Origin of the sequence: Leclercia sp. GLN_9, assembly GCF_043105735.1 — a bacterium.
In the GTDB taxonomy this organism is placed as follows: Bacteria; Pseudomonadota; Gammaproteobacteria; order Enterobacterales; family Enterobacteriaceae; genus Enterobacter; species Enterobacter adecarboxylatus.
In genome coordinates this window covers 139,464-162,055 of record NZ_JBICLV010000005.1, presented here as the reverse complement: position 1 = coordinate 162,055, position 22,592 = coordinate 139,464, and the positions used below count along the sequence as shown (strand labels likewise).

Here is a 22,592-nt window from a genome sequence, read left to right as displayed (position 1 = left end):
CATAAAAAAACCGGGGACTTATCCTCCCCGGTTTTTTTACGCCTGTAGTTCACTAAGCGGGCGCGGTTTACCCACTAAATATCCCTGTAGATAATCCACCCCCGAGGCGAGCAGCATCTCGCGCTGCTCCTCCGTTTCGACAAACTCCGCCACTACACAGAGCGACCGTGTTTTCGCCAGATTGCAGATCGACTTCACAATCATCGCATCCATACTGTCGCTACAAATATCCTTCACAAAGCAGCCATCAATTTTGATGACATCGGCCTGCAGGCGCTTGAGACGTTCGTAATTGGCATAGCCGGTTCCAAAGTCGTCAATGGCCAGCTTGAAGCCGTAATGACGCAGCTGCTGAATATTGGCGATACTGACTTCGGAATTAGAGAATGCCTGCTCTTCGGTCACTTCAATGATCACCGCCTGCGGCCTTACCTTGTAGCGTTCAAACAGGGCAATAATCTCCGCTGCGACCTCTTTTTGCATCAGCGTTAAGGGCATCAGGTTTACGGAGAAACGCGCGCAGCAACCATCCGAGGGGTGCTCCTGCAACCATGCCAGCAGCGCCTCCACGACGCTCATATCGAAGCGTCGGCTCAGGTTAAACTGCGCCACCAGCGGCAGAAACTTATCAGGCGTCAGCAACTCTCCTTCGCTCTCCAGACGCGACAGGATTTCGTGATAGCCCACGCCATCCCACCTCTGGATGGGCTGCGCATACAGGCGTAAGCCGCCCTCATCCAGCGCCCGCTTAACCCGACCGAGCATCAGGACGCGATCCGTCGTCTGCCCGGAGACTGTCTCAAGGCTGTTATTCAGCGACAGCACCTGATGCGCCGAACAGGACTTTTCTGCCAGCCAGCTGAGCTGCCCGAGCGTGTGATAGAGACTTTCACCGCATTTGAATTCCACCCCACCCCAGGCAGCGCCAAACTCAATATCCAGCCCGGTGTTATTCCAGTAGATTTTGCGGCTGTTCAGGTGATCCACGATGTGCTGCAACCGGGCGCCAGTTTCCGGGCCGCTAAGCACGACTACCAGTTCGTTACCGGGGATCTGGAAAACTTGTTCATTGGGCATCAGCAGCGGCTGCAGCTGGCGGATAATGGCGCGTTTACACTGCACGCGCATCATCAGGCCGTAATGACGGCTCAGGAACTCCAGATTATCCATCCGCAAACAGCACAGGGTGGTGTCCTTGTTGTCTGTCAAAAAGGATTCCAGAGCGCGCAGGTTACGTAAGCCGGTCAGCGGGTCGATCAACGCCCTCTCCTGCCAGCCGCGCTTAAGCCATTCGCTGCGCTGATAAATGCGCGACATATATGACAGACAGATGGCGAAAGAGATAAGTACCGACAGCACAAACGCCAGCGAGTAGCCGTTCTGCACGCCCTGCAAAAAGTTACTGTTGTAGGTCAGCAACATCAGCGCACTTAACGCCCAACCAAGGGCAATCATGGGATAGCGAAAACGACTGATGCCAATTGTAAATAAAATGAAAATAACTGGAACCAGATAGCCAGCAATAATATCGGAGGTAAAAGGCAAGCAGAGCAGAAGCAGCCCGGCAATTAAGCAAACAAGTAATACAGATGTAAATAATCGGTTTCGAGATGAGAAAGAATCACGCATATTTCTTTGCCAGAAGGCGCGCGCATAATTCGGATTAATTATCATCCTTAACGGATAATAGAACAGCATGGTAAAGATGATAACGGCGCAAACCAGGCTCTGAATATCGACAATATGATAAATTATCGAGCCTCTGTCCGTGAAATTGGCGAGGGTAACGGGAAAATCACACAAATAGCTGGCCAGGAACATCGACATTTTTATTCCCAGCGGTAAGGCAAATCCTAGCCACGTAATGCGCGCCGCCATGAACCGGCTGGGCACATGGTAGCGCCAGCGCGATCCCACCTGCCAACGAAGGATGGCGCATACTGCTAAAGTACTAAATACCTGGCAAAAAAGGAGGACAACATCCTGCCTGGCAGACAGCTGTAAATTCCATTCGTTAAGTATGGCAAAGCTGATAATAATTGGCAGGATGGCCTGACGGCCAAATAATAATATGATCGCTAGCATGACGCTCAGCGGCATCCATGCAAGATAAACCTCAAAGCCATCGACAACAGATTTCGGTGAAATAAGCCGGGAAAAAGGCACGACAATCATGCATAACGCCAGAGCAAGCAGAAAGCTCTTTCCGTTAATATTAACTATGCTTTTCATTAATTTTATTTAACTGTTTACCTGGCGATATTAAATTCGTATTAATGATAGACACTTCAATACCGTCATACAACGTTCCAGGTCAGGAAAAGTCATTACATAAAGTAAAGTTTTTACCAGGCAAAGCTATTTATTTGTCAATGCGGTGATAGTAAAGGGTTTCTTGCAGGCATAAAAAAACCCCCGCCATTCGGCGAGGGTTCAAATTTTGGTGGAGCTAAGCGGGATCGAACCGCTGACCTCTTGCATGCCATGCAAGCGCTCTCCCAGCTGAGCTATAGCCCCACAGTTTTGTTTACGCACCAGACTCTATTGGGATAAGAGTTTGGTGGAGCTAAGCGGGATCGAACCGCTGACCTCTTGCATGCCATGCAAGCGCTCTCCCAGCTGAGCTATAGCCCCATCGCGTAAAGCGTGTCGTGTTGACGGGCGGCATAATATGAATTCCACTGCGGAGTGTCAACGGCAAATTTTCACTCCGGCGTTCAACCGCTGAAAATTCATGCAAATGAATCACATTGCGAGAATGCTCGCAGCCAGGAGTTAATCTTGTCACGTTTTCCAGTAAAACGGTGTTATAAAATGAACCCCTAATTAACCACACTCTTACTCAGGAAATTGTATGATCAAGGAACGAATGACGCCGGAAGAGTTGGCCCGGCTCACTGGCTATAGCCGACAGACCATCAATAAATGGGTACGTAAAGAGGGATGGTCCACATCGCCAAAACCTGGCGTTCAGGGCGGTAAGGCGCGCCTGGTCCATGTTAATGAGCAAGTTCGGGAATTTATTCGCAATGCGCGTCGCGCACCGAAGATGACGACCTTAGCGGAAGCGGCTGCAGATAAATCACTGCAGGCCTTGCTGATGACGCTGGCTAATGAAATGACGCCGACAGAACAGAAACAGCTGACCACTTTATTACTCCGGGAAGGGATCACCGGATTGTTGCAACGTTTAGGGATTCGCGATCAAAACTGATATGAAAAAATTACGTAGCAAAATGACCACCGAGGAACTGGCGGAGACGCTGGGCGTCGCCAGGCAGACCGTCAATCGCTGGGTGCGAAAAAATGGCTGGAAGACAGAAGGCATTAATGGCGTTAAAGGTGGGCGGGCGCGACTCATCTCTATTGATGCACAGGTCCGTGCGCACATCTCGAATATTCCGGCTATTCGTAAACGGCAGGTGCTCTACCAACTGGCAGAGAGCGCAGCCAGCTACGGTGAGACTAAGCCCGCTGCCGTACTAGCCGGGATCACCAACGCGCTGGAGAGTATGACGTTAGCGGAACAGGAGCGGCTCGACGCGCTGCTTAAACGAGAAGGTGTACAGGGTTTTCTCATGCGGCTGAGCATTCATCAGCCAGAAGAATAAAAAAACGGCAGGGTAACCTGCCGTTTTGTTTTTTTGCTTCCTGATTACTGCTGGCTTTCGCGCTCAGCAATAAAGTCCAGGGCTCTGTTGATACGCGCCACGCTGCGGGTTTTACCAATTGCGTGTACGGTAACATCCAGCGCCGGAGACTGACCTGCGCCGGTAACGGCTACGCGCAGCGGCATGCCGACTTTACCCATCCCGACTTCCAGCTCATCCGCTGTCGCCTGAATGGCATGATGGACATTCTCAGCGCTCCAGTCGGTAATGGCGGCCAGTTTATCACGAACTACTTCAAGCGGCTGACGCGCTACCGGACGCAGATGCTTTTTAGCAGCGTCAGCGTCAAACTCATCATACTCTTCATAGAAGTAGCGGCAGTTTTCCGCGATCTCTTTCAGCGTTTTACAACGCTCGCCCAGAAGCTTAATCAGATCGGCCAGTTGAGGACCGTTGCGGGTATCGATGTTCGCCTGCTCGATATGCCATTGCAGCTGGGTCGCAACATACTCTGGCGGCAGGGTATTGATATAGTGATGGTTCAGCCACAGCAGTTTATCGGTATTAAACGCACTGGCAGACTTACCTACCGCACTCAGAGTAAAGAGCTGAATCATCTCTTCACGGCTGAAGATCTCCTGATCGCCGTGGGACCAGCCCAGACGCACCAGATAGTTGAGCAGGGCTTCCGGCAGATAGCCGTCGTCACGGTACTGCATCACGCTGACTGCGCCATGACGTTTGGAAAGTTTTTTACCGTCGTCGCCGTTGATCATCGACACGTGCGCATAAACCGGGACCGGTGCATTCAGCGCTTTAAGAATGTTGATCTGGCGTGGCGTGTTATTGATATGGTCTTCGCCACGCACGACGTGGGTGATCGCCATATCCCAGTCATCTACCACAACACAGAAGTTATAGGTAGGGGAACCATCGGTACGGCGGATGATCAGATCGTCCAGCTCCTGGTTGCTGAATTCGATCGGGCCGCGGATCTGATCGTCAAAGATGACTGAGCCTTCCTGCGGGTTCGCGAAACGCACCACGCATGGCTCGTCTGCCTCATGGTGTTGATGATCGTGGCGGCAGCGACCGTCATAACGAGGCTTTTCATTATTTGCCATCTGCTCTTCGCGCAGGGCTTCCAGACGTTCTTTAGAGCAGTAGCACTTATAAGCTGTACCCGCTTCAAGCATGTCATCAATAACCGCGTTATAGCGATCAAAACGTTTGGTCTGGAAATACGGGCCTTCATCCCACTCCAGATTAAGCCAGTTCATACCATCCATAATGGCTTCGATTGCTTCCGGCGTGGAACGTTCGAGATCGGTATCTTCGATACGCAGCACAAACTCACCGCCCTGGTTACGAGCAAACAGCCAGGAATAGAGAGCAGTACGCGCGCCGCCGACGTGCAGATAGCCAGTAGGGCTTGGCGCGAAGCGAGTTTTGATTTTCATGAAGTGGCCTTACAGTGATAAAGATGCCGACAACCGGCATATCCTGGAAACGAAAGTGGGCAATATTCTATCACTCCAGCCTGATTCCTCAATCTTGTTGCTGTCAGATCCTTGTTCATAGTCGTTTTTGTTTAGAAATCATGCATCACTGGTGGTTTCGCGATCGTTTTGTTTAATTTTACGACGAACGAACAAAATCTTTAGAAAAGCCGTTGACTCATTTTCAACTCTCCCTATAATGCGACTCCACACAGCGGGGGTGATTAGCTCAGTTGGTAGAGCATCTCCTTTACACGGAGGGGGTCGGCGGTTCGAGCCCGTCATCACCCACCATCTACTTCGATAGATGCCGCAGTGTAGATAAGAATTGAGAATGGGCGATTAGCTCAGTTGGTAGAGCATCTCCTTTACACGGAGGGGGTCGGCGGTTCGAGCCCGTCATCGCCCACCATTCTCACCTTATCAAAGCAGTTCCGAAATGGGCGATTAGCTCAGTTGGTAGAGCATCTCCTTTACACGGAGGGGGTCGGCGGTTCGAGCCCGTCATCGCCCACCATTTCGGGTCGTTAGCTCAGTTGGTAGAGCAGTTGACTTTTAATCAATTGGTCGCAGGTTCGAATCCTGCACGACCCACCAATGTAAAAAAGCGCCCTAAAGGCGCTTTTTTGCTATCTGCAATCTGGACGATTCGAACCTGCAGCAGGTTCGGGCCGAACGCAGTGAGGCACCGGAGCCTTAAGGCGACGGCCCGAAGGGCGAGCGAAGCGAGTCATCCTGCACGACCCACCAATGTAAAAAGGCACCCTAAAGGCGCTTTTTTGCTATCTGCGATTTAACCACTGCCTGCACTCGCCGCCGCACACGGTGACTCCTCTTCCTCTTTCGTCTTTAACAATCGCTCAACCGCAGGTACTGCATACCAATAACGTTTCGCCTTGTTACCTGTCATTTCTGGCAGGTCTCCTCAAGTAGAGGCGGGCTTATGCCGATAAAAGGGATTTCCGGCAAGAGATCTTAATATGACTACGATTCAGGCATCTACCCAGCCAATCCAGGCCAGCGGTAACGGTAAAAGCGGCTCAAGCGATAACAGCATTGCCGCGCAAATCAGCAGTATCACGGCCAAAATTTCCAAATTGAGCCAGAAATTTAAAGATATCGCTCTGGGAAGCGGCACGCCCGAAGAAAAAAAGGAGCAACAAGAGATACTCAAAGCGCAGATTGATGGCCTGCAGGCGCAACTGCAGATGCTACTACGACGCCAGGCTGAAGAATCAAAACAAAAACAGGAGCAGGCGCAGGCTAAAGTGGAAGGCGTGAACAAACCTTCCGCTGAGCATGAGATTGATATTTACGTTTAACGCGCCTCAGCGTTAAACAGTGGATCGCGTATACGGGCCTGCGTGAGTTGTTCTGCCTGCATACGCACCACCTCCCAGATCGCCTGTGCGGCACCCGACAGCGAGCGATTCTTACGGCGAACCAGCATCAGCTTACGTTCAATAGTCGGCGTGAACCGTTTGACGGTTAACCTGCTTCCCTGGGGTAACGGCAGCGCCAGCGCCGGGAGCACGCTGATACCAATCCCGGCTTCTACCATCGGAAAGAGCGTGGCGGGATGGCCAATCTCCTGCACAATCGTCGCCCTCACCTGCTGCTCACGAAGTGCGGCATCGATAAGTGGTCGGCTGCCGGAGGCATAATCCTGTAACACCAGCCTGGCCCCTTGTAGCGCCTGCCATGCCACTTCATCCAGTGCCGCAAGCGGGTCGTCATCGCGGCAGAGAAGTAAAAAGGGTTCTGAAAGCACCTCTTCGCACTCCAGATCGCTCACCGGCCCGGGATCGATAACAATCCCAAAGTCCACCTCGCCCTGGCGGATACTCTCCAGCACCCACTGCTGCGGTCGGTCATGCAGCACAAAATCAATATCCGGGTACTGCTGATTACTGAATGCAATGCAGCGCGGAATGAGGTGCGCCGAAATGGTCTGACTTGCGGCGACGCGTACCGTCCCGGAGAGTTGCTGCCCTACCCGACCCACGTCCCGTAACGTACTGGACAGCTCATCGAGGATCCTCTCCAGCCGGGCCGCTAATTGCTGGCCTGCCTCGGTCAGTATCACTTCCCGGGTGGTTCTGTCGAGCAGCCGCACGCCAGTTTGCTGCTCCAGCTCCTTCACGCTGTGACTGACCGCCGACTGGCTCAGGCCGATAATCTCACCTGCACGGCTAAAGCTTTTCGCCTGCGCGACGTTAACAAAAACACGCAACTGCCGTAACGAGTAATTCATCTGTTTTACTCATGAATTGATGCAATAAATCAATTTTATTTCTCAAAAGGAAGAAAGCACAATAGCGCTATCTGTTTTCAGGAGTGTTTATGAAACTTTTTCGCATACTCGACACGTTCACCATCACCCTTATCGTGGTTGTCCTGCTGTCCTCCTTCTTCCCGGCCCGTGGCGGTTTTGTTCCTTTTTTTGAAGGTCTCACCACCGCCGCCATCGCGCTGCTGTTCTTTATGCACGGGGCAAAACTTTCCCGGGAAGCCATTATCTCTGGCGGTAGCCACTGGCGACTGCACCTGTGGGTAATGTGCAGCACCTTTGTCGTCTTCCCGGTGTTGGGCGTGCTGTTTGCCTGGTGGGCACCGATCAATGTCGATCCGTCGCTGTATACCGGCTTCCTCTACCTCTGTATTTTGCCAGCCACGGTGCAGTCGGCGATCGCCTTTACCTCAATGGCAGGCGGCAACGTGGCGGCAGCCGTCTGCTCGGCGTCTGCCTCCAGCCTGCTGGGGATTTTCCTTTCGCCACTGCTGGTGGGGCTGGTAATGGACATGCACGGAGCGGAAGGCAGTCTGGAGCAGGTAGGCAAAATTATGCTGCAACTGCTGCTACCGTTTGTGCTGGGGCATCTTTCCCGTCCGTGGACCGGTGCCTTTGTGGCGAAGCATAAGAAGTGGATTGCCAAAACCGATCAGTCATCGATTCTGCTGGTCGTTTACTCAGCATTCAGCGAAGCCGTGGTCAATGGCATCTGGCATAAAGTCGGGGTCGGGTCGCTGCTGTTTATCGTGGTGGTTAGCCTGGTACTGCTGGCGATTGTCATTGCCATCAACGTATTTGCTGCGCGCCGCTTTGGCTTTAACAAAGCAGATGAGATTACGATTGTGTTCTGTGGTTCGAAAAAGAGCCTGGCAAACGGGATCCCGATGGCCAACATTCTGTTTCCGACCTCGGTGGTTGGGATGATGGTGCTGCCGCTGATGATCTTCCACCAGCTGCAGCTCATGATTTGCGCGGTCATGGCGCGTCGCTACAAACGCCAGACCGATGAGTTACAGGCCCGGGAGCAGGCCAGCACGGCGAAAGTTTAGGGACGACGCAGGGGCTGAACCAGCTGGGTCAGCCCTTCGGTTTTAATCAGTAACGTGAGCGCCATTAGCTCACCCAGATGCCCGGCAGGAAACTCATCCTTGCGGGCAAACCACAGTAAATACTCTTCGGGCACATCAATCAGCCGACGGCCTTTATACTTCCCGAACGGCATCTCGGTATTGGCTATTTCGATAAGCTGCGCTTTATCCACGTTACTCTCCCAACAGACGCAGCATCTCTGCCTCATCAATTACGTCAATTCCCAGCTCCTGCGCCTTCGCCAGCTTGGAGCCTGCCGCTTCCCCGGCAATCACCAGGTCGGTTTTCTTCGACACGCTGCCAGCCACTTTGGCCCCCAGTGCCGTAAGACGCGCTTTGGCATCATCGCGTGAAAGCTGGCTCAGGCTACCGGTCAGTACCACCGTTTTGCCGGCGAACGGACTGTCGATCTCTTCGGCGTTGATCACCTGCGGCGCAGGCCAGCGAATGCCTTCGTTAAGCAACTGGCCGATCACCTCGCGGTTGCTCTCTTCTGAGAAGAAGTTAAAGACGTGGGTGGCGACCACAATGCCGACGTCCGGCACCTTTTGCAGCTCGTCGATTGTCGCCTTCTCGAGCGCCTCCAGCGTACCAAAATAGGCTGCCAGACCCGCCGCGGTCGCTTCCCCTACTTCGCGGATACCCAGCGCATAAAGGAAGCGGGCAAAAGTGGTGTCTTTGGATTTTTCCAGTGCGTCGGCCACGTTCTGCGCGGATTTCGGCCCCATACGATCCAGCCCGGTCAGCTTACCCGGCGTCAGGCGGAACAGATCAGCGGGCGTATGGACATACTCTTTCTCGACCAGCTGATCGATGATTTTGTCGCCCATGCCATCGACGTCCATCGCCCGGCGGGAGACGAAGTGTTTCAGCGACTCTTTACGCTGGGCGCCGCAAACTAAACCGCCAGTACAGCGGGCCACGGCCTCACCTTCGACGCGTTCAACGTCTGAGCCGCATACCGGGCAGTGGGTGGGGAATTCTACCGCTCGCGTGTCCTCAGGATGTTCTGATTCCACAACATTCACTACCTGGGGGATCACATCCCCGGCACGGCGGATAACCACTTTATCGCCAATACGCAGCCCCAGACGGTCGATCTCATCGGCGTTATGCAGGGTCGCGTTGCTGACCAGGACCCCGGCCACCTGAACCGGCTCCAGACGCGCAACCGGCGTTATCGCGCCGGTACGCCCCACCTGAAACTCCACATCGCGCACGAAGGTCATCTGCTCCTGGGCCGGGAACTTAAAGGCTACCGCCCAGCGCGGCGCTCGGGCGACGAAGCCCAGCTGTTCCTGAAGCGCGAGGGAGTTTACTTTGATCACCACCCCGTCGATATCAAAGCCGAGCGTCGGACGGTCTGCTTCAACCTGACGATAAAACGCCAGCACAGCTTCCGGTGAGTCGCACAGCTGCACACGGTTACTCACCGGCAGTCCCCAGGCCTTAAATTGCATCAGGCGGCCCAGATGGGTATCGGGCAGCTCGCCTCCCTCCAGAATGCCAACGCCGTAACAGAAGAAAGTTAACGGGCGTTTTGCGGTAATGCGTGGATCCAGCTGGCGTAGTGAACCCGCTGCGGCATTGCGCGGGTTAGCGAAGATTTTGCCGCCAGTGCGGCGCGCTTCTTCATTAATTTTTTCAAATCCGGCCTGCGGGAGGAACACTTCACCGCGCACTTCCAGACGTGCCGGAATGTTATCGCCATGCAGCTTAAGCGGGATGGCGCGGATGGTACGCACATTGGTGGTAATGTCTTCGCCAGTCGTACCGTCGCCGCGGGTGGCGGCGCGGGTCATCACCCCGTTTTCGTACAGAATGCTGACGGCCAGGCCATCCAGTTTCAGCTCGCAACACCAGCTCAGGGCATCGGTCTGCTTCAGACGGTCCTGGACGCGTTTGTTGAAGGCGAGGAAGCTCCCCTCATCAAAGACGTTATCCAGCGACAGCATGGGCACTTCATGGCGCACCTGGCTGAAAAAGGCCAGTGGCGCGGCGCCGACACGCTGGGTCGGTGAGTCGGGGGTAATTAAATCGGGACGCTGCGCTTCAAGCTCACGCAGTTCACGCATCAAACGGTCGTATTCTGCGTCCGGCACTTCGGGCGCATCCATCACATGATAAAGATATTCATGGTGGCGAAGCGTGGTTCGCAGTTCGGTAAGTTGTTGTTCGATTGTGTCCATGTCGCACCATTAATGAGAAAAACCCCCGACATGCGGGGGTTGAGGAGATGTGAAACAAACGCGGAGACTTACGCGTTAGCTTCTTTTACTTCGCGGATACGGTCCTGATACTCGCGCAGTTTCTGCGGCGTCATCATTCGACGCTGATCGTCGAGCACCATGCCGCCGACTTCGTCCGCGATATGCTGGGCAGACTGCAGCATCAGCTTAAAGTTTTGCAGTTCATCGCCATAAGACGGCACCTGCATAAAGATGGTCACGCCCGGCGTGGTGAAATCACCGGTCATTTCCGGGTCAAAGGTGCCCGGGTTAACCATGTTCGCCAGGCTGAACAGCGAAGGACCACTTCCGTCCGGGCTAAGGTGACGATGGAAGATATTCATATCGCCAAACTTGAAGCCGGCCTGCTGAATGCTGTTGAGCAGCACTTCGCCGTTGATAGTGGTGCCATGATGGGCCGCCACGCTCATGACAATGACCGTCTCTTTGCGCTGCGGTTTTTCCGCCACTGGTGGTGCCGCTTCGACTACCGGCTCTGGCTCCACAACAGGCGCAGGGGCCGGTTGCGGCGCTGGCGCGACAGGCTGAGGTGCCTGCTGGACGACCGGCTGTGGTGCAGGCTGAGTGACGTGCTGAGGTTGTGGCACTGGTTGCTGGCGCACAGGCTCATGCTGCTGCGGTTGCGGTTGGGGCTGCGGCTGGTGTACCGGCTCGACCACAGGCTGCGGCGGCGCAGCAGGGCGCGGCTGAGCAGATGCATAAGGCGGCTGGTACTGATGCTGCGGAGGCTGACGAGGCGCTTCATGCTCCCCATGGCCTGCGCCGGGCGCAGTATTGGCCCGATGAACGCGTACTTCACCCACACCCTCGTCTTCCATTTCTTCGATATCGTCATCGCTATCGTCGTCACGGGTAGACTTCATGCGCTTCAGTGGGCGATCGCGAAACATAGAAGAGCGCTCTTTACGGCTGGTCCAGAAACCATGTACCAGTAAAGTGATTATGGCGATCGCGCCAACAATGATTAATATCAGACGCAAATCCTGCATCATTATATTCTCTGTTGTTCTAACACCTTGCCACCACGGCAAACATTTACTCACTAAGAGTATTTGCCGATTACGTCAAGTGCAAGTGTATGCAGAGCATTCGCAGCATAAAGATGAACTAAATCGTGCTTTTTGCTGTTTTTTCGAACATTTCCGAACTGGTCAACGTGCCGCAACTGGCTAATATAGGCAGGCAACTTCACTGGTTGTGATAAAAGGAGCTCAACCTGGTTATGGTTTCATCAACGTCTTCCCCTCCCCGTAGCGGCGTGTGGTACTTCTCACAGGGCTGGAAACTGGTTTCGCTGCCAGGCATCCGCCGTTTTGTGATCCTTCCGCTGCTGATTAATATTCTGCTGATGGGGGGTGCCTTCTGGTGGCTGTTTACCCGCCTGGATACCTGGATCCCGGCACTCATGAGCCACGTCCCCGACTGGCTGCAGTGGCTGAGCTATCTGCTATGGCCCGTGGCTATCGTCTCGGTGCTGTTGGTGTTTGGCTACTTTTTCTCAACCCTGGCCAACTGGATAGCGGCCCCCTTTAATGGGCTGCTGGCCGAACAGCTGGAAGCGCGACTGACGGGCGCTACGCCGCCGGACACCGGTGTGCTGGGCATCATGAAAGATCTGCCGCGCATTATGAAACGTGAATGGCAGAAGTTCGCCTGGTACTTGCCGCGTGCCATTGTGTTACTGATCCTCTACTTTATTCCGGGTATCGGGCAGACGGTTGCGCCGGTGTTATGGTTCCTGTTCAGCGCGTGGATGCTGGCGATCCAGTATTGCGACTACCCGTTCGATAATCACAAAGTCCCGTTTAAAGAGATGCGGACTGCCCTGCGCGCGCGCAAGATGACCAATATGCAGTTTGGCGCGCTCACCAGCCTGTTCACGATGATCCCGTTCCTGAATCTGTTCATCATGCCGGTTGCGGTTTGCGGCGCGACGGCGATGTGGGTCGATTGTTACCGTGATAAACACGCATTGTGGAAATAAGGTAAATAAAGGGATGGCTTATGCCATCCCTTATTCCATACTGGATAGCATTATTTCTCATCAGCATATAGATATGCGAATTCCTTACTTCCCCATACTTATTCAACAGGTATGCTGGGTCGGTATCCCAATTTCAAACAGTTAAGGACAGGCCATGAGTAAGATTTATGAAGACAACTCGCTGACTATCGGTCACACGCCCCTGGTTCGACTGAACCGTATCGGTAATGGACGCATTCTGGCGAAGGTAGAATCTCGTAACCCAAGCTTCAGCGTGAAATGCCGTATCGGTGCCAATATGATTTGGGATGCGGAAAAGCGTGGCGTGTTGAAGCCTGGCGTTGAACTGGTGGAGCCAACCAGCGGTAACACCGGTATTGCCCTGGCTTACGTGGCTGCCGCTCGGGGTTACAAGCTGACGCTGACCATGCCGGAAACCATGAGCATTGAACGTCGCAAGCTGCTGAAGGCGCTGGGTGCGAACCTGGTCTTAACGGAAGGCGCAAAAGGGATGAAGGGCGCCATCCAGAAAGCCGAAGAGATTGTGGCCAGCGATCCGGCCAAATATCTGCTGCTGCAGCAGTTCAGCAACCCGGCTAACCCGGAAATTCACGAGAAGACCACCGGCCCGGAAATCTGGGAAGATACCGACGGTCAGGTTGATGTGTTTATCTCAGGTGTCGGTACCGGCGGGACGCTTACGGGTGTTAGCCGCTATATTAAAGGTACAAAAGGTAAAAAAGATCTGATTACCGTTGCCGTGGAGCCAACCGATTCTCCGGTTATTGCTCAGGCGCTGGCAGGTGAAGAGCTGAAACCTGGCCCGCATAAGATTCAGGGTATCGGTGCAGGCTTCATTCCAGGCAACCTGGATCTGAAACTGATCGACAAAGTTGTCGCTATCACCAACGAGGAAGCCATCTCTACCGCCCGTCGTCTGATGGAAGAAGAAGGTATTCTGGCGGGGATCTCTTCGGGTGCTGCGGTTGCCGCAGCGCTGCAATTACTTGAAGATGAAACCTTTACCAATAAGAATATCGTGGTTATTCTTCCATCCTCGGGTGAGCGTTATTTGAGTACTGCACTGTTTGCCGATCTCTTTACAGAGAAAGAACTGCAACAGTAGTGCCAAAATGTAAATATCGCGTAAAAAAGCACCCATTCGGGTGCTTTTTTGTGGCCTGCTTCAAAGTTTTATCTCTTCTGGCATTGCTTCACCCTGTTGGCTCTGGTATTTAAGCTGACAATTATTTTGAAGCACGAAATTAATCGATACACGAATTACCGCTGCTGAATCGATTTTATGATTTGGTTCAAGTCTTGCTTTCGCGGCATAATGTTTAATGTCGAACGAAACGTCAGCAGCCTGACATGCCAGTAGCGGAAAACGTTTGACACATCTGTGCCTCGTGCCGTTAAGCCGGTGCTAACTATACAGGCTAAAGTCATGCCGCCAGGCTAGACTTTAGTTCCACAACACTAAACCAATAAGTTGGGGAAATACAATGTTCCAGCAAGAAGTTACCATTACCGCTCCGAACGGTCTGCACACCCGCCCTGCTGCTCAGTTTGTTAAAGAAGCGAAAGGCTTCACTTCTGAGATCACTGTGACTTCCAACGGCAAAAGCGCCAGCGCAAAAAGCCTGTTCAAACTGCAGACTCTGGGTCTGACTCAGGGCACCGTTGTGACCATCTCCGCGGAAGGCGAAGACGAGCAGAAAGCAGTTGAGCATCTGGTAAAACTGATGGCTGAGCTCGAGTAAGTTTCCGGGTTCTTTGTAAAAATCAGTCACAAGTAAGGTAGGGTTATGATTTCAGGCATTTTAGCATCCCCGGGTATCGCTTTCGGCAAAGCATTGCTGCTGAAAGAAGACGAGATCGTCATCGACCGGAAAAAAATTTCTGCTGATAAGGTAAATCAGGAAGTTGAGCGTTTTCTGAGTGGCCGTGCAAAAGCATCTGCGCAGCTGGAAACGATCAAAACTAAAGCTGGCGAAACTTTCGGTGAAGAAAAAGAAGCCATCTTCGAAGGGCACATCATGTTGCTCGAAGATGAGGAGCTGGAGCAGGAAATCATAGCCCTGATTAAAGATAAAGGCATGACGGCCGACGCGGCTGCGCATGAAGTTATCGAAGGTCAGGCGACTGCCCTGGAAGAGCTGGACGATGAATACCTGAAAGAGCGCGCGGCTGACGTGCGTGACATTGGTAAGCGTCTGCTGCGTAACATCCTCGGCCTGGCCATTATCGATCTGAGCGCAATTCAGGACGAAGTAATCCTGGTTGCTGCTGACCTGACCCCGTCAGAAACCGCACAGCTGAACCTGAACAAGGTGCTGGGTTTCATTACTGACGCCGGTGGCCGCACCTCCCACACCTCTATCATGGCGCGTTCTCTGGAACTGCCTGCCATCGTGGGTACCGGTAGCGTGACCGCGCAGGTGAAAAACGACGACTATCTGATTCTGGATGCCGTAAACAATCTGGTTTACGTCAACCCAACCAACGAACAAATCGAACAGCTGCGTGCCGTTCAGGAACAGGTTGCCACTGAGAAAGCCGAACTGGCAAAACTGAAAGATCTGCCTGCGATTACGCTGGACGGACATCAGGTTGAAGTGTGTGCCAACATCGGTACCGTACGTGACGTTGATGGCGCTGAGCGCAACGGCGCAGAAGGTGTAGGCCTGTACCGTACCGAATTCCTGTTCATGGACCGTGACGCCCTGCCAACCGAAGAAGAGCAGTTTGCTGCTTACAAAGCGGTAGCGGAAGCTTGTGGCTCTCAGGCTGTTATCGTCCGTACCATGGACATCGGCGGCGACAAAGAACTGCCGTACATGAACTTCCCGAAAGAAGAGAACCCGTTCCTGGGTTGGCGTGCAGTACGTATCGCGATGGATCGTAAAGAGATCCTGCGCGACCAGGTTCGCGCCATCCTGCGTGCTTCCGCTTTCGGTAAGCTGCGCATCATGTTCCCGATGATCATCTCTGTTGAAGAAGTGCGTGCGCTGAAGAAAGAGATTGAGATCTACAAACAAGAACTGCGCGACGAAGGTAAAGCCTTTGACGAATCAATTGAAATCGGCGTGATGGTAGAAACTCCAGCCGCGGCGACGATTGCCCGTCATTTAGCCAAAGAAGTCGATTTCTTTAGTATTGGTACCAACGATTTAACCCAGTACACCCTGGCAGTTGACCGTGGTAATGATATGATTTCACATCTTTACCAGCCAATGTCACCGTCCGTGCTGACGCTTATTAAGCAAGTTATTGATGCTTCTCATGCCGAAGGCAAATGGACTGGTATGTGTGGTGAGCTTGCAGGCGACGAACGTGCTACACTTCTGTTGCTGGGTATGGGTCTGGACGAGTTCTCTATGAGCGCCATTTCCATCCCGCGCATCAAGAAGATCATCCGTAACACGAACTTCGAAGATGCGAAGGTATTAGCAGAGCAGGCTCTTGCTCAACCGACAACGGACGAGTTAATGACGCTGGTTAACAAGTTCATTGAAGAAAAAACAATCTGCTAATCCACGAGATGCGGCCCAATTTACTGCTTAGGAGAGATGGCTAATGGGGTTATTTAGTAAACTGTTCGGTGACAAAGGCAACAGCGACACCGGAACTATTGAGATTGTTGCTCCGCTGTCTGGTGAAATCGTCAACATCGAAGACGTGCCGGATGTCGTGTTTGCAGAGAAAATTGTTGGTGATGGCATTGCTATCAAACCGACCGGTAACAAAATGGTTGCGCCGGTTGATGGTACCATCGGTAAGATTTTTGAAACCAACCACGCATTTTCTATCGAATCTGATAGCGGTATTGAGCTGTTCGTTCACTTCGGTATCGACACCGTCGAACTGAAAGGCGAAGGCTTCAAGCGTATCGCTGAAGAAGGCCAGCGCGTTAAAGTTGGCGACCCGGTCATTGAATTCGATCTGCCACTGCTGGAAGAGAAAGCCAAGTCTACCCTGACTCCGGTTGTTATCTCCAACATGGACGAAATCAAAGAGCTGATCAAACTGTCTGGCAGCGTGACCGTGGGTGAAACCCCGGTTATCCGCATCAAGAAGTAATTTCTTGCCACACAGAAAAATGGCGCCTTCGGGCGCCATTTTTGTTTGTCAGGCCGGCAGAACCAGCTCGTCGTAACACTTCTCCTGGGTGTACTGCATCACTTGCGTCACCCTGTCCCCTGCCCGGCTTATCGCCGCGGCCACGCTCTCGCGTTGCACCAGGGCACTGACCAGCTCAGAACAAAAAAGATCCCCTGTACCTTTCAGGTCGGCTTTGATGCGTGGGTGGGCGCTGACCGTCACATCATCATGGGAAACAAGCACCACGTGGATGTTGTCAGCATCCCCGGCCACCGGCGCGCTGGTGATTGCCACCCACTGCAGGGTATCGGAAAGTAGCCCTCTGGCAGCGGCAATGGCGCTGGCGTTATCCCGGCAAGACTTGCCGCTGAGCACTTCCAGTTCGTAGACGTTCGGCGTAATACCCTGCGCCAACGGCAGCAGATGCTGGCGGTAGGCTTCCGGGATCTCGGGTTTGACGTAGGTTCCGCTGTCAGTGTCACCAATTACCGGGTCAACCAAAATCAGCACATCGGGATGCTGCGCCTTTACCGCACGTAGCCAGTCGGCCAACAGGGCAATCTGGCTGGCGCTCCCCATATACCCAGTGGTGACTGCTTTCAGCTCGCGCAATATGTCGCGCTCGTCCAGCGCCTTCAGGTAGCCACTGAACCACTCGTCGGGGATTATCCCGCCGTAAAAGGTGTCGTAGTGCGGGGTATTACTGAACAATACCGTCGGTATCGCCGTCACGTTGAGGTGATGCTGGCGAATATTGGGCACCGCAATGCTGTTACCCACGCTGCCGTACACCACCTGCGACTGCACAGCCACAATATCGGTCTGCTGTGCCCGGGTTTTGTCCCGGAATAGAATCATTTCCATCGCGTTTAGATCCCTGCGCCCTGCGCATAACTCTCCTCACCAAACACGCCGGTAGAGAGGTAGCGATCGCCGCGATCGCAGATGATCGCCACCACCACTGCCCCCGGCGTTGCCGCGGCCACCCGCAGAGCGCCGGCTACCGCGCCACCCGAACTGACGCCGCAGAAGACCCCTTCACGCACGGCCAGTTCACGCATGGTATTTTCCGCCTCGCGCTGATGAATATCCAGCACCTGGTCCACAAGCGAGGCATTAAAAATGCCCGGCATATACTCTGCGGGCCAGCGGCGAATACCCGGAATGCTGCTGCCCTCTTCAGGCTGCAGGCCGACAATGGTCACCGCCTTGTCCTGCTCGCGCAGAAAGCGGGAGACGCCGGTGATGGTGCCGGTGGTGCCCATGCTGGAGACGAAATGGGTGATGCGGCCTGACGTCTGCCGCCAGATTTCCGGGCCGGTAGTGGTGTAGTGTGCGTACGGGTTATCAGGGTTGTTGAACTGATCCAGCAGCTTGCCTTCACCCCGGTTCGCCATCTCTAGAGCCAGATCGCGTGCCCCCTCCATCCCCTGCTCTTTGCTGACGAGGATTAACTCAGCACCATAGGCCAGCATCGCGGCACGGCGCTCCTGGCTCATGTTGTCCGGCATCAGCAGCTTCATGCGATAGCCTTTCAGGGCGGCAATCATCGCCAGCGCGATGCCGGTGTTGCCGCTGGTCGCCTCGATCAGCACATCGCCGGGTTTGATTTCACCGCGCTTTTCCGCCTCGACAATCATCGACAGCGCGGCGCGGTCTTTGACCGAACCCGCCGGGTTATTGCCTTCCAGTTTGATCCAGATTTCGCTGCCGTTGTCCGGCCCCATGCGCTGCAGTTTGATCAGAGGGGTATTACCGATGGTGTCTTCGAGTGTATTCACGATTTTTACTCAATAAAAAGCCGGGTGGCGCTTCGCTTACCCGGCCTACGTCCGTGCTCGTGTAGGCCCGGTAAGCGTAGCGCCACCGGGCGATAAACATGGTCAATAACCTATCAGGCAGATTCCGCCAGAGCAAGATCTCCCCGCGTCTCGATGCGCTCCTTATCGTGATAAATGCGCGCATGCTGCAGGCCAACAAACAGACGTTCGCCGCGGTGTGGCGGCTCTTCGTCACGCATCACTACCGTCAGCGGTTCGCTGTACCAGCCCAGCGGCTGCACCACCAGTTGGGTATAGTGACCTTTCGGGCTGGCTTCCAGCACCTGTACCGGCAGCGGGCAGTCGAGGCTGGTGCGACGGCTGACGTCCACTTCCCATGGGCGCAGGAACAGATCTACCGGCCCCTGATAGCCAGGGGTGTAACCCAGTGGCCAGCGATGGGCACCAACGTGAAACTGACCGCCGCGAATATTGCCTTGCAGGCGGTTCACTTCGCCCATAAATTCGAGCACAAAACGGGTCGCCGGTTCGCGCCAGAGCTGTTCTGGCTCATCGACCTGCTCAATATTCCCCTGGCTCATCACCACGACCCGATCGGCCACTTCCATCGCCTCTTCCTGATCGTGGGTAACGAAGACGCTGGTGAATTTCAGCTCTTCGTGCAGCTGACGCAACCAGCGTCGCAGCTCTTTACGTACCTGAGCATCCAGTGCGCCGAAGGGTTCATCCAGCAGCAGGATTTGCGGCTCCACCGCCAGCGCGCGAGCCAGCGCCACGCGCTGTTTCTGTCCGCCGGAAAGCTGGGCCGGATAACGGTCTGCCAGATGTGCCAGCTGCACCATCTCCAGCAGTTTGGTCACTTTCGCCTTGATAGTCGCCGCATCGGGACGCTCGCGGCGCGGCAGCACCGTCAGGCCAAAGGCGATGTTGTCGAACACCGTCATATGGCGGAACAGGGCGTAATGCTGGAATACAAAGCCCACCTTACGGTCGCGCGCATGCAGGCGGCTGACGTCGGTGCCGTGGAAGCGGATATGCCCGCTGGTTTGATGTTCCAGACCGGCGATAATACGCAGCAAAGTGGTTTTCCCGGAGCCAGACGGCCCCAGCAACGCCACCATTTGCCCGGAAGGGATATCCAGCGAGATATCGTTCAGCACCTGGGTGCGACCAAAGGACTTCTTAATATTGGCAATCTCAATGCTCATGATTTCCCTCCTGATGCTGGCGTTTTGCCTGATTCTCTAAACGCCACTGCACCATACTCTTTAAAAACAGGGTCAAAATAGCCATCAGCGTCAGCAGGGCTGCGGCGGTAAAGGAACCGACGGTGTTATAGTCCTGCTCCAGCAATTCAATCTGTAACGGCAGCGACAGGGTTTCGCCGCGGATAGACCCGGAGACCACTGACACCGCGCCAAATTCACCAATCGCGCGGGCGTTCGTCAGCACCACGCCATACAGTAGCGCCCAGCGGATGTTCGGTAAGGTCACGCGGCGGAACATCTGCCAGCCGGATGCGCCCAGCAGTACCGCCGCTTCGTCTTCGTGACTGCCCTGGCTGAGCATCACCGGCACCAGCTCGCGCACCACAAACGGACAGGTCACAAAGATCGTCACCAGCACCATGCCCGGCCAGGCGAACATGATCTGTAAGTTATGCTCATCCAGCCAGCCGCCCAGCGGGCCGTTGGAGCCATAGAACAGCAGATACACCAGACCGGCCACCACTGGCGACACGGCAAAAGGAATATCCAGCAGGGTCAGCAAGAGCTGGCGGCCCGGGAAGTTAAAGCGCGTCACCAGCCAGGCCAACAGGATGCCAAACACCAGGTTCACCGGCACGGTAATCAGGGCAATCATCACCGTCAGCCAGATGGCATGCAGCATGTCCGGGTCGGCGAGGTTTTGCAGCGCGGGCATCAGCCCTTTACTGAACGCCTGAACAAAGATGTAGACCATCGGCACGACGAGAATAAACACCGACACCAGCATGCCTGTGCCAATCAGAAACCATTTTCCCCAGTTGATGCGGGGTGCGTCATAGCGCTTCAATTGAGTAACTTCCGCCATCAGTGACCTACCACACGTCGACCAAAGCGACTTTGCAGAGTGTTAATCGAGAACAGCAGCAGCAGCGACGCGGCGAGGATCACCGAGGCGATCGCACTTGCCGCCGGGTAATCAAACTCCTGCAAACGCACAAAAATCATCAGCGAGGTCACTTCCGTTTTCCACGCGATATTCCCGGCGATGAAGATCACCGCGCCGAACTCGCCGAGGCTGCGGGTAAACGACAATGCCACGCCCGCCAGTAGCGCCGGAGACAGTTCAGGCAGCACCACCTTACGGAAGCTCTGCCAGCGCGTGGCACCCAGGGTTTCCGCCGCTTCTTCATATTCCGGGCCTAACTCCTCCAGCACCGGCTGGACGGTACGCACCACAAACGGGATGCTGGTAAAGGCCATCGCTACCGCAATGCCAAGCCAGGTATAAGTCACCTTGATATCAAACTTCGCCAGCCACTCACCGTAAAAGCCATTCACGGAGAACAGCGAGGCCAGGGTTAAACCGGCCACGGCGGTGGGCAGCGCGAAGGGTAAATCCATCAGTGCATCCAGCAGCGTGCGGCCCGGGAAGCGGTAGCGGGTTAAGATCCACGCCATCAGCAGGCCGAAAACGCCGTTGAAAATCGAGGCCACAAATGCCGACAGCAGCGTCACCTTATAGGCCGCCACCACCTGCGGGTTGCTGATCACCTCCCAGTACTGGGACCAGCTCATCTCCGAGAGCTGGACCACCAGCGCGCTGAGCGGTAACAACAAAATCAGACAGACGAACAGCAGGCTGGTCCCGAGGCTTAAGGTAAAGCCTGGCAGCACACGTCTGGAGGAAACTGCAAACATTACTTACGCCCCGCCGCCAACAATTTGTCTAACTCACCCCCGCTGGTGAAGTGCGTTTTCATCACTTCAGGCCAGGAGCCAAAATGCTCTTCCACGCGGAACAGCTCGGTCTGCGGGAACTTGTCTTTCAGCTTGTTCATCACGTCCGGGTTGTTGACGCGATAGTAGTAATCGGTGATCACCGTCTGCGCCTGCGGGCTGTACAGATAGTTGAGATACGCTTTCGCCGCTTTCTCAGTGCCGTTGGCCTTGACGTTTTTATCTACCCACGCCACCGGGAACTCCGCCAGCACGTTGGTTTTCGGAATAACCACTTCGAAGCCCTGCGCTTCGTACTGTTTACGGATGTTGTTAACTTCCGATTCAAAGCTGATCAGCACATCGCCCAGACCGCGTTCCGCGAAGGTGGTGGTCGCGCCGCGGCCGCCGGTATCAAACACTTCTACGTTTTTCAGGAACTGGGTCATGAACTGCTCGGTTTTGGCTTTATCGCCGCCGTCAGCTTTGTCTGCAGCGCCCCAGGCAGCCAGATAGGTATAACGGGCGTTGCCGGAGGTTTTCGGGTTCGGGAAAATGAGATTTACGTCAGAACGCACGAGGTCGTTCCAGTCGTGAATGTTTTTCGGGTTGCCCTTACGCACCAGGAAGCCCATGGTGGAGTAGAACGGCGAGCTGTTGTTCGGCAGACGGCTCTGCCAGTTAGCCGGGAGCAGCTTGCCTTTGTCATGCAGGATCTGCACGTCGGTAATCTGGTTGTACGTCACCACATCCGCTTTTAGCCCCTGCAGGATCGCCAGCGCCTGTTTGGAAGAACCGGCGTGAGACTGTTTGATGGTCAGCTTGTCGCCGTTGTTCTCTTTGGCCCACTGTTGTTCAAACGGCGGGTTCAGGGCGGCAAACAGCTCGCGGGAGACGTCGTAAGAGCTGTTCAGCAGTTCGGTTGCCTGCGCCTGAGCGACCAGCAACACTGAAGCTGCCAGCACCAGAGATCCTTTTTTCAGTACAGTAACGGCCATTGCGCACCCTAAGCGTTGTGATGATTTTCTTAGGGTCATCATATTTATAACGAGTACTAA

21 protein-coding genes, 6 tRNA genes and 1 other RNA gene are annotated in these 22,592 nt (G+C 54.4%); 14 read left to right on the top strand and 14 right to left on the bottom strand.

Annotated elements, in window-relative coordinates:
• Positions 1 to 36: 36 nt before the first annotated feature.
• The 3 genes from ACF8PE_RS03185 to ACF8PE_RS03175 all read right to left on the bottom strand — a co-directional run bounded on the left by ACF8PE_RS03185 (position 37) and on the right by ACF8PE_RS03175 (position 2,634).
• Positions 37 to 2,232: an EAL domain-containing protein gene (locus tag ACF8PE_RS03185; RefSeq protein WP_077227744.1), complete on the bottom strand. Its 2,196-nt coding sequence runs from the start codon at positions 2,230 to 2,232 to the stop codon at positions 37 to 39.
• Positions 2,233 to 2,441: 209 nt separating this feature from the next.
• Positions 2,442 to 2,517: transfer RNA gene (locus ACF8PE_RS03180), tRNA-Ala, on the bottom strand.
• A gap of 41 nt (positions 2,518 to 2,558) precedes the next feature.
• Positions 2,559 to 2,634 (bottom strand) — tRNA-Ala (locus ACF8PE_RS03175).
• Between the two features lie 220 nt (positions 2,635 to 2,854).
• On the opposite strand from ACF8PE_RS03175, the gene ACF8PE_RS03170 reads away from it, so the two are divergent.
• The gene (locus ACF8PE_RS03170) at positions 2,855 to 3,214 is read left to right on the top strand and encodes a YfeC-like transcriptional regulator (RefSeq protein ID WP_392494582.1); all 360 of its coding nucleotides are present in this window, start codon (positions 2,855 to 2,857) and stop codon (positions 3,212 to 3,214) included.
• Between the two features lies 1 nt (position 3,215).
• Complete coding sequence (locus tag ACF8PE_RS03165) at positions 3,216 to 3,611, top strand: YfeC-like transcriptional regulator (RefSeq protein WP_144836770.1); 396 nt, start codon at positions 3,216 to 3,218, stop codon at positions 3,609 to 3,611.
• Positions 3,612 to 3,655: 44 nt separating this feature from the next.
• On the opposite strand, the gene gltX is transcribed toward ACF8PE_RS03165, so the two are convergent.
• Positions 3,656 to 5,071, bottom strand: coding sequence for a glutamate--tRNA ligase (gltX, locus tag ACF8PE_RS03160; protein ID WP_032612956.1), 1,416 nt, complete (start codon positions 5,069 to 5,071; stop codon positions 3,656 to 3,658).
• A 257-nt stretch (positions 5,072 to 5,328) separates the two neighbouring features.
• Here gltX and ACF8PE_RS03155 point away from each other — a divergent pair.
• From ACF8PE_RS03155 to ACF8PE_RS03130, 6 genes are all read left to right on the top strand, one after another.
• A tRNA-Val gene (locus ACF8PE_RS03155) sits at positions 5,329 to 5,404 on the top strand.
• 42 nt (positions 5,405 to 5,446) lie between these two features.
• Positions 5,447 to 5,522 (top strand) — tRNA-Val (locus ACF8PE_RS03150).
• A 29-nt stretch (positions 5,523 to 5,551) separates the two neighbouring features.
• Positions 5,552 to 5,627 (top strand) — tRNA-Val (locus tag ACF8PE_RS03145).
• Between the two features lie 4 nt (positions 5,628 to 5,631).
• Positions 5,632 to 5,707: transfer RNA gene (locus tag ACF8PE_RS03140), tRNA-Lys, on the top strand.
• 29 nt (positions 5,708 to 5,736) lie between these two features.
• A non-coding RNA gene (locus ACF8PE_RS03135) (RtT sRNA) lies at positions 5,737 to 5,860 on the top strand.
• A 230-nt stretch (positions 5,861 to 6,090) separates the two neighbouring features.
• Positions 6,091 to 6,432, top strand: a complete 342-nt coding sequence (locus tag ACF8PE_RS03130) for a FlxA-like family protein (RefSeq protein ID WP_103793024.1) — start codon at positions 6,091 to 6,093, stop codon at positions 6,430 to 6,432.
• Here ACF8PE_RS03130 and ACF8PE_RS03125 read toward each other — a convergent pair.
• A complete protein-coding gene (locus ACF8PE_RS03125; protein ID WP_392494579.1) occupies positions 6,429 to 7,364 on the bottom strand; it encodes a LysR substrate-binding domain-containing protein in 936 nt (311 codons plus the stop codon). The two genes, ACF8PE_RS03130 and ACF8PE_RS03125, sit on opposite strands and share 4 nt — an antisense overlap.
• Positions 7,365 to 7,453: 89 nt before the next feature.
• Here ACF8PE_RS03125 and ACF8PE_RS03120 point away from each other — a divergent pair, with 89 nt between their 5' ends.
• On the top strand, positions 7,454 to 8,452 hold the full coding sequence (locus tag ACF8PE_RS03120; protein ID WP_392494577.1) for a bile acid:sodium symporter family protein: 999 nt from the start codon (positions 7,454 to 7,456) through the stop codon (positions 8,450 to 8,452).
• Here the strand turns inward: ACF8PE_RS03120 and ACF8PE_RS03115 are convergent.
• The 3 genes from ACF8PE_RS03115 to zipA form a co-directional block, all read right to left on the bottom strand.
• On the bottom strand, positions 8,449 to 8,664 hold the full coding sequence (locus tag ACF8PE_RS03115; RefSeq protein ID WP_032612964.1) for a DUF3820 family protein: 216 nt from the start codon (positions 8,662 to 8,664) through the stop codon (positions 8,449 to 8,451). The two genes, ACF8PE_RS03120 and ACF8PE_RS03115, sit on opposite strands and share 4 nt — an antisense overlap.
• A gap of 1 nt (position 8,665) precedes the next feature.
• A complete protein-coding gene (gene ligA / locus ACF8PE_RS03110; protein WP_392494575.1) occupies positions 8,666 to 10,681 on the bottom strand; it encodes an NAD-dependent DNA ligase LigA in 2,016 nt (671 codons plus the stop codon).
• Positions 10,682 to 10,749: 68 nt separating this feature from the next.
• The gene (zipA, locus tag ACF8PE_RS03105; protein ID WP_392494573.1) at positions 10,750 to 11,733 is read right to left on the bottom strand and encodes a cell division protein ZipA; all 984 of its coding nucleotides are present in this window, start codon (positions 11,731 to 11,733) and stop codon (positions 10,750 to 10,752) included.
• Positions 11,734 to 11,963: 230 nt separating this feature from the next.
• Between zipA and cysZ the strand changes: the two genes are divergently transcribed.
• From cysZ to crr, 5 genes are all read left to right on the top strand, one after another.
• Positions 11,964 to 12,725: a sulfate transporter CysZ gene (gene cysZ, locus ACF8PE_RS03100; RefSeq protein WP_032612971.1), complete on the top strand. Its 762-nt coding sequence runs from the start codon at positions 11,964 to 11,966 to the stop codon at positions 12,723 to 12,725.
• A gap of 154 nt (positions 12,726 to 12,879) precedes the next feature.
• Entirely contained in the window at positions 12,880 to 13,851 is a 972-nt protein-coding gene (cysK, locus tag ACF8PE_RS03095; RefSeq protein ID WP_130588425.1) for a cysteine synthase A, read from the top strand.
• Between the two features lie 379 nt (positions 13,852 to 14,230).
• Positions 14,231 to 14,488 carry a phosphocarrier protein Hpr gene (gene ptsH / locus ACF8PE_RS03090; protein WP_000487600.1) on the top strand — a complete coding sequence of 86 codons (258 nt, stop codon included), beginning with the start codon at positions 14,231 to 14,233 and terminating at the stop codon, positions 14,486 to 14,488.
• Positions 14,489 to 14,533: 45 nt separating this feature from the next.
• Positions 14,534 to 16,261, top strand: a complete 1,728-nt coding sequence (ptsI, locus tag ACF8PE_RS03085) for a phosphoenolpyruvate-protein phosphotransferase PtsI (protein ID WP_032612975.1) — start codon at positions 14,534 to 14,536, stop codon at positions 16,259 to 16,261.
• Between the two features lie 43 nt (positions 16,262 to 16,304).
• A complete protein-coding gene (crr, locus tag ACF8PE_RS03080) occupies positions 16,305 to 16,808 on the top strand; it encodes a PTS glucose transporter subunit IIA (RefSeq protein ID WP_032612978.1) in 504 nt (167 codons plus the stop codon).
• 48 nt (positions 16,809 to 16,856) lie between these two features.
• On the opposite strand, the gene pdxK is transcribed toward crr, so the two are convergent.
• From pdxK to ACF8PE_RS03050, 6 genes are all read right to left on the bottom strand, one after another.
• Positions 16,857 to 17,693 (bottom strand): pyridoxine/pyridoxal/pyridoxamine kinase, encoded by an 837-nt coding sequence (gene pdxK / locus ACF8PE_RS03075; RefSeq protein ID WP_392494562.1) that lies wholly within the window; start codon positions 17,691 to 17,693, stop codon positions 16,857 to 16,859.
• Between the two features lie 5 nt (positions 17,694 to 17,698).
• The gene (gene cysM, locus ACF8PE_RS03070) at positions 17,699 to 18,610 is read right to left on the bottom strand and encodes a cysteine synthase CysM (RefSeq protein WP_059307434.1); all 912 of its coding nucleotides are present in this window, start codon (positions 18,608 to 18,610) and stop codon (positions 17,699 to 17,701) included.
• 113 nt (positions 18,611 to 18,723) lie between these two features.
• Positions 18,724 to 19,818 carry a sulfate/thiosulfate ABC transporter ATP-binding protein CysA gene (cysA, locus tag ACF8PE_RS03065; RefSeq protein WP_059307433.1) on the bottom strand — a complete coding sequence of 365 codons (1,095 nt, stop codon included), beginning with the start codon at positions 19,816 to 19,818 and terminating at the stop codon, positions 18,724 to 18,726.
• Positions 19,808 to 20,683: a sulfate/thiosulfate ABC transporter permease CysW gene (gene cysW, locus ACF8PE_RS03060; RefSeq protein ID WP_032612987.1), complete on the bottom strand. Its 876-nt coding sequence runs from the start codon at positions 20,681 to 20,683 to the stop codon at positions 19,808 to 19,810. Before cysW ends, cysA begins: the two co-directional genes overlap by 11 nt.
• Positions 20,683 to 21,516: a sulfate/thiosulfate ABC transporter permease CysT gene (gene cysT / locus ACF8PE_RS03055; RefSeq protein ID WP_032612989.1), complete on the bottom strand. Its 834-nt coding sequence runs from the start codon at positions 21,514 to 21,516 to the stop codon at positions 20,683 to 20,685. Before cysT ends, cysW begins: the two co-directional genes overlap by 1 nt.
• A complete protein-coding gene (locus ACF8PE_RS03050; protein ID WP_392494559.1) occupies positions 21,516 to 22,532 on the bottom strand; it encodes a sulfate ABC transporter substrate-binding protein in 1,017 nt (338 codons plus the stop codon). Before ACF8PE_RS03050 ends, cysT begins: the two co-directional genes overlap by 1 nt.
• Positions 22,533 to 22,592 lie beyond the last annotated feature (60 nt).

What these genes read in the sequence shown, in the direction of transcription:
- ACF8PE_RS03185 (WP_077227744.1), bottom strand. Translation starts at nt 2,232, where the DNA reads ATGAAAAGCATAGTTAATATTAACGGAAAGAGCTTTCTGCTTGCTCTG.
- ACF8PE_RS03170 (WP_392494582.1), top strand. Translation starts at nt 2,855, where the DNA reads ATGATCAAGGAACGAATGACGCCGGAAGAGTTGGCCCGGCTCACTGGC.
- ACF8PE_RS03165 (WP_144836770.1), top strand. Translation starts at nt 3,216, where the DNA reads ATGAAAAAATTACGTAGCAAAATGACCACCGAGGAACTGGCGGAGACG.
- gltX (WP_032612956.1), bottom strand. Translation starts at nt 5,071, where the DNA reads ATGAAAATCAAAACTCGCTTCGCGCCAAGCCCTACTGGCTATCTGCAC.
- ACF8PE_RS03130 (WP_103793024.1), top strand. Translation starts at nt 6,091, where the DNA reads ATGACTACGATTCAGGCATCTACCCAGCCAATCCAGGCCAGCGGTAAC.
- ACF8PE_RS03125 (WP_392494579.1), bottom strand. Translation starts at nt 7,364, where the DNA reads ATGAATTACTCGTTACGGCAGTTGCGTGTTTTTGTTAACGTCGCGCAG.
- ACF8PE_RS03120 (WP_392494577.1), top strand. Translation starts at nt 7,454, where the DNA reads ATGAAACTTTTTCGCATACTCGACACGTTCACCATCACCCTTATCGTG.
- ligA (WP_392494575.1), bottom strand. Translation starts at nt 10,681, where the DNA reads ATGGACACAATCGAACAACAACTTACCGAACTGCGAACCACGCTTCGC.
- zipA (WP_392494573.1), bottom strand. Translation starts at nt 11,733, where the DNA reads ATGATGCAGGATTTGCGTCTGATATTAATCATTGTTGGCGCGATCGCC.
- cysZ (WP_032612971.1), top strand. Translation starts at nt 11,964, where the DNA reads ATGGTTTCATCAACGTCTTCCCCTCCCCGTAGCGGCGTGTGGTACTTC.
- cysK (WP_130588425.1), top strand. Translation starts at nt 12,880, where the DNA reads ATGAGTAAGATTTATGAAGACAACTCGCTGACTATCGGTCACACGCCC.
- ptsH (WP_000487600.1), top strand. Translation starts at nt 14,231, where the DNA reads ATGTTCCAGCAAGAAGTTACCATTACCGCTCCGAACGGTCTGCACACC.
- ptsI (WP_032612975.1), top strand. Translation starts at nt 14,534, where the DNA reads ATGATTTCAGGCATTTTAGCATCCCCGGGTATCGCTTTCGGCAAAGCA.
- crr (WP_032612978.1), top strand. Translation starts at nt 16,305, where the DNA reads ATGGGGTTATTTAGTAAACTGTTCGGTGACAAAGGCAACAGCGACACC.
- pdxK (WP_392494562.1), bottom strand. Translation starts at nt 17,693, where the DNA reads ATGGAAATGATTCTATTCCGGGACAAAACCCGGGCACAGCAGACCGAT.
- cysA (WP_059307433.1), bottom strand. Translation starts at nt 19,818, where the DNA reads ATGAGCATTGAGATTGCCAATATTAAGAAGTCCTTTGGTCGCACCCAG.
- cysW (WP_032612987.1), bottom strand. Translation starts at nt 20,683, where the DNA reads ATGGCGGAAGTTACTCAATTGAAGCGCTATGACGCACCCCGCATCAAC.
- cysT (WP_032612989.1), bottom strand. Translation starts at nt 21,516, where the DNA reads ATGTTTGCAGTTTCCTCCAGACGTGTGCTGCCAGGCTTTACCTTAAGC.
- ACF8PE_RS03050 (WP_392494559.1), bottom strand. Translation starts at nt 22,532, where the DNA reads ATGGCCGTTACTGTACTGAAAAAAGGATCTCTGGTGCTGGCAGCTTCA.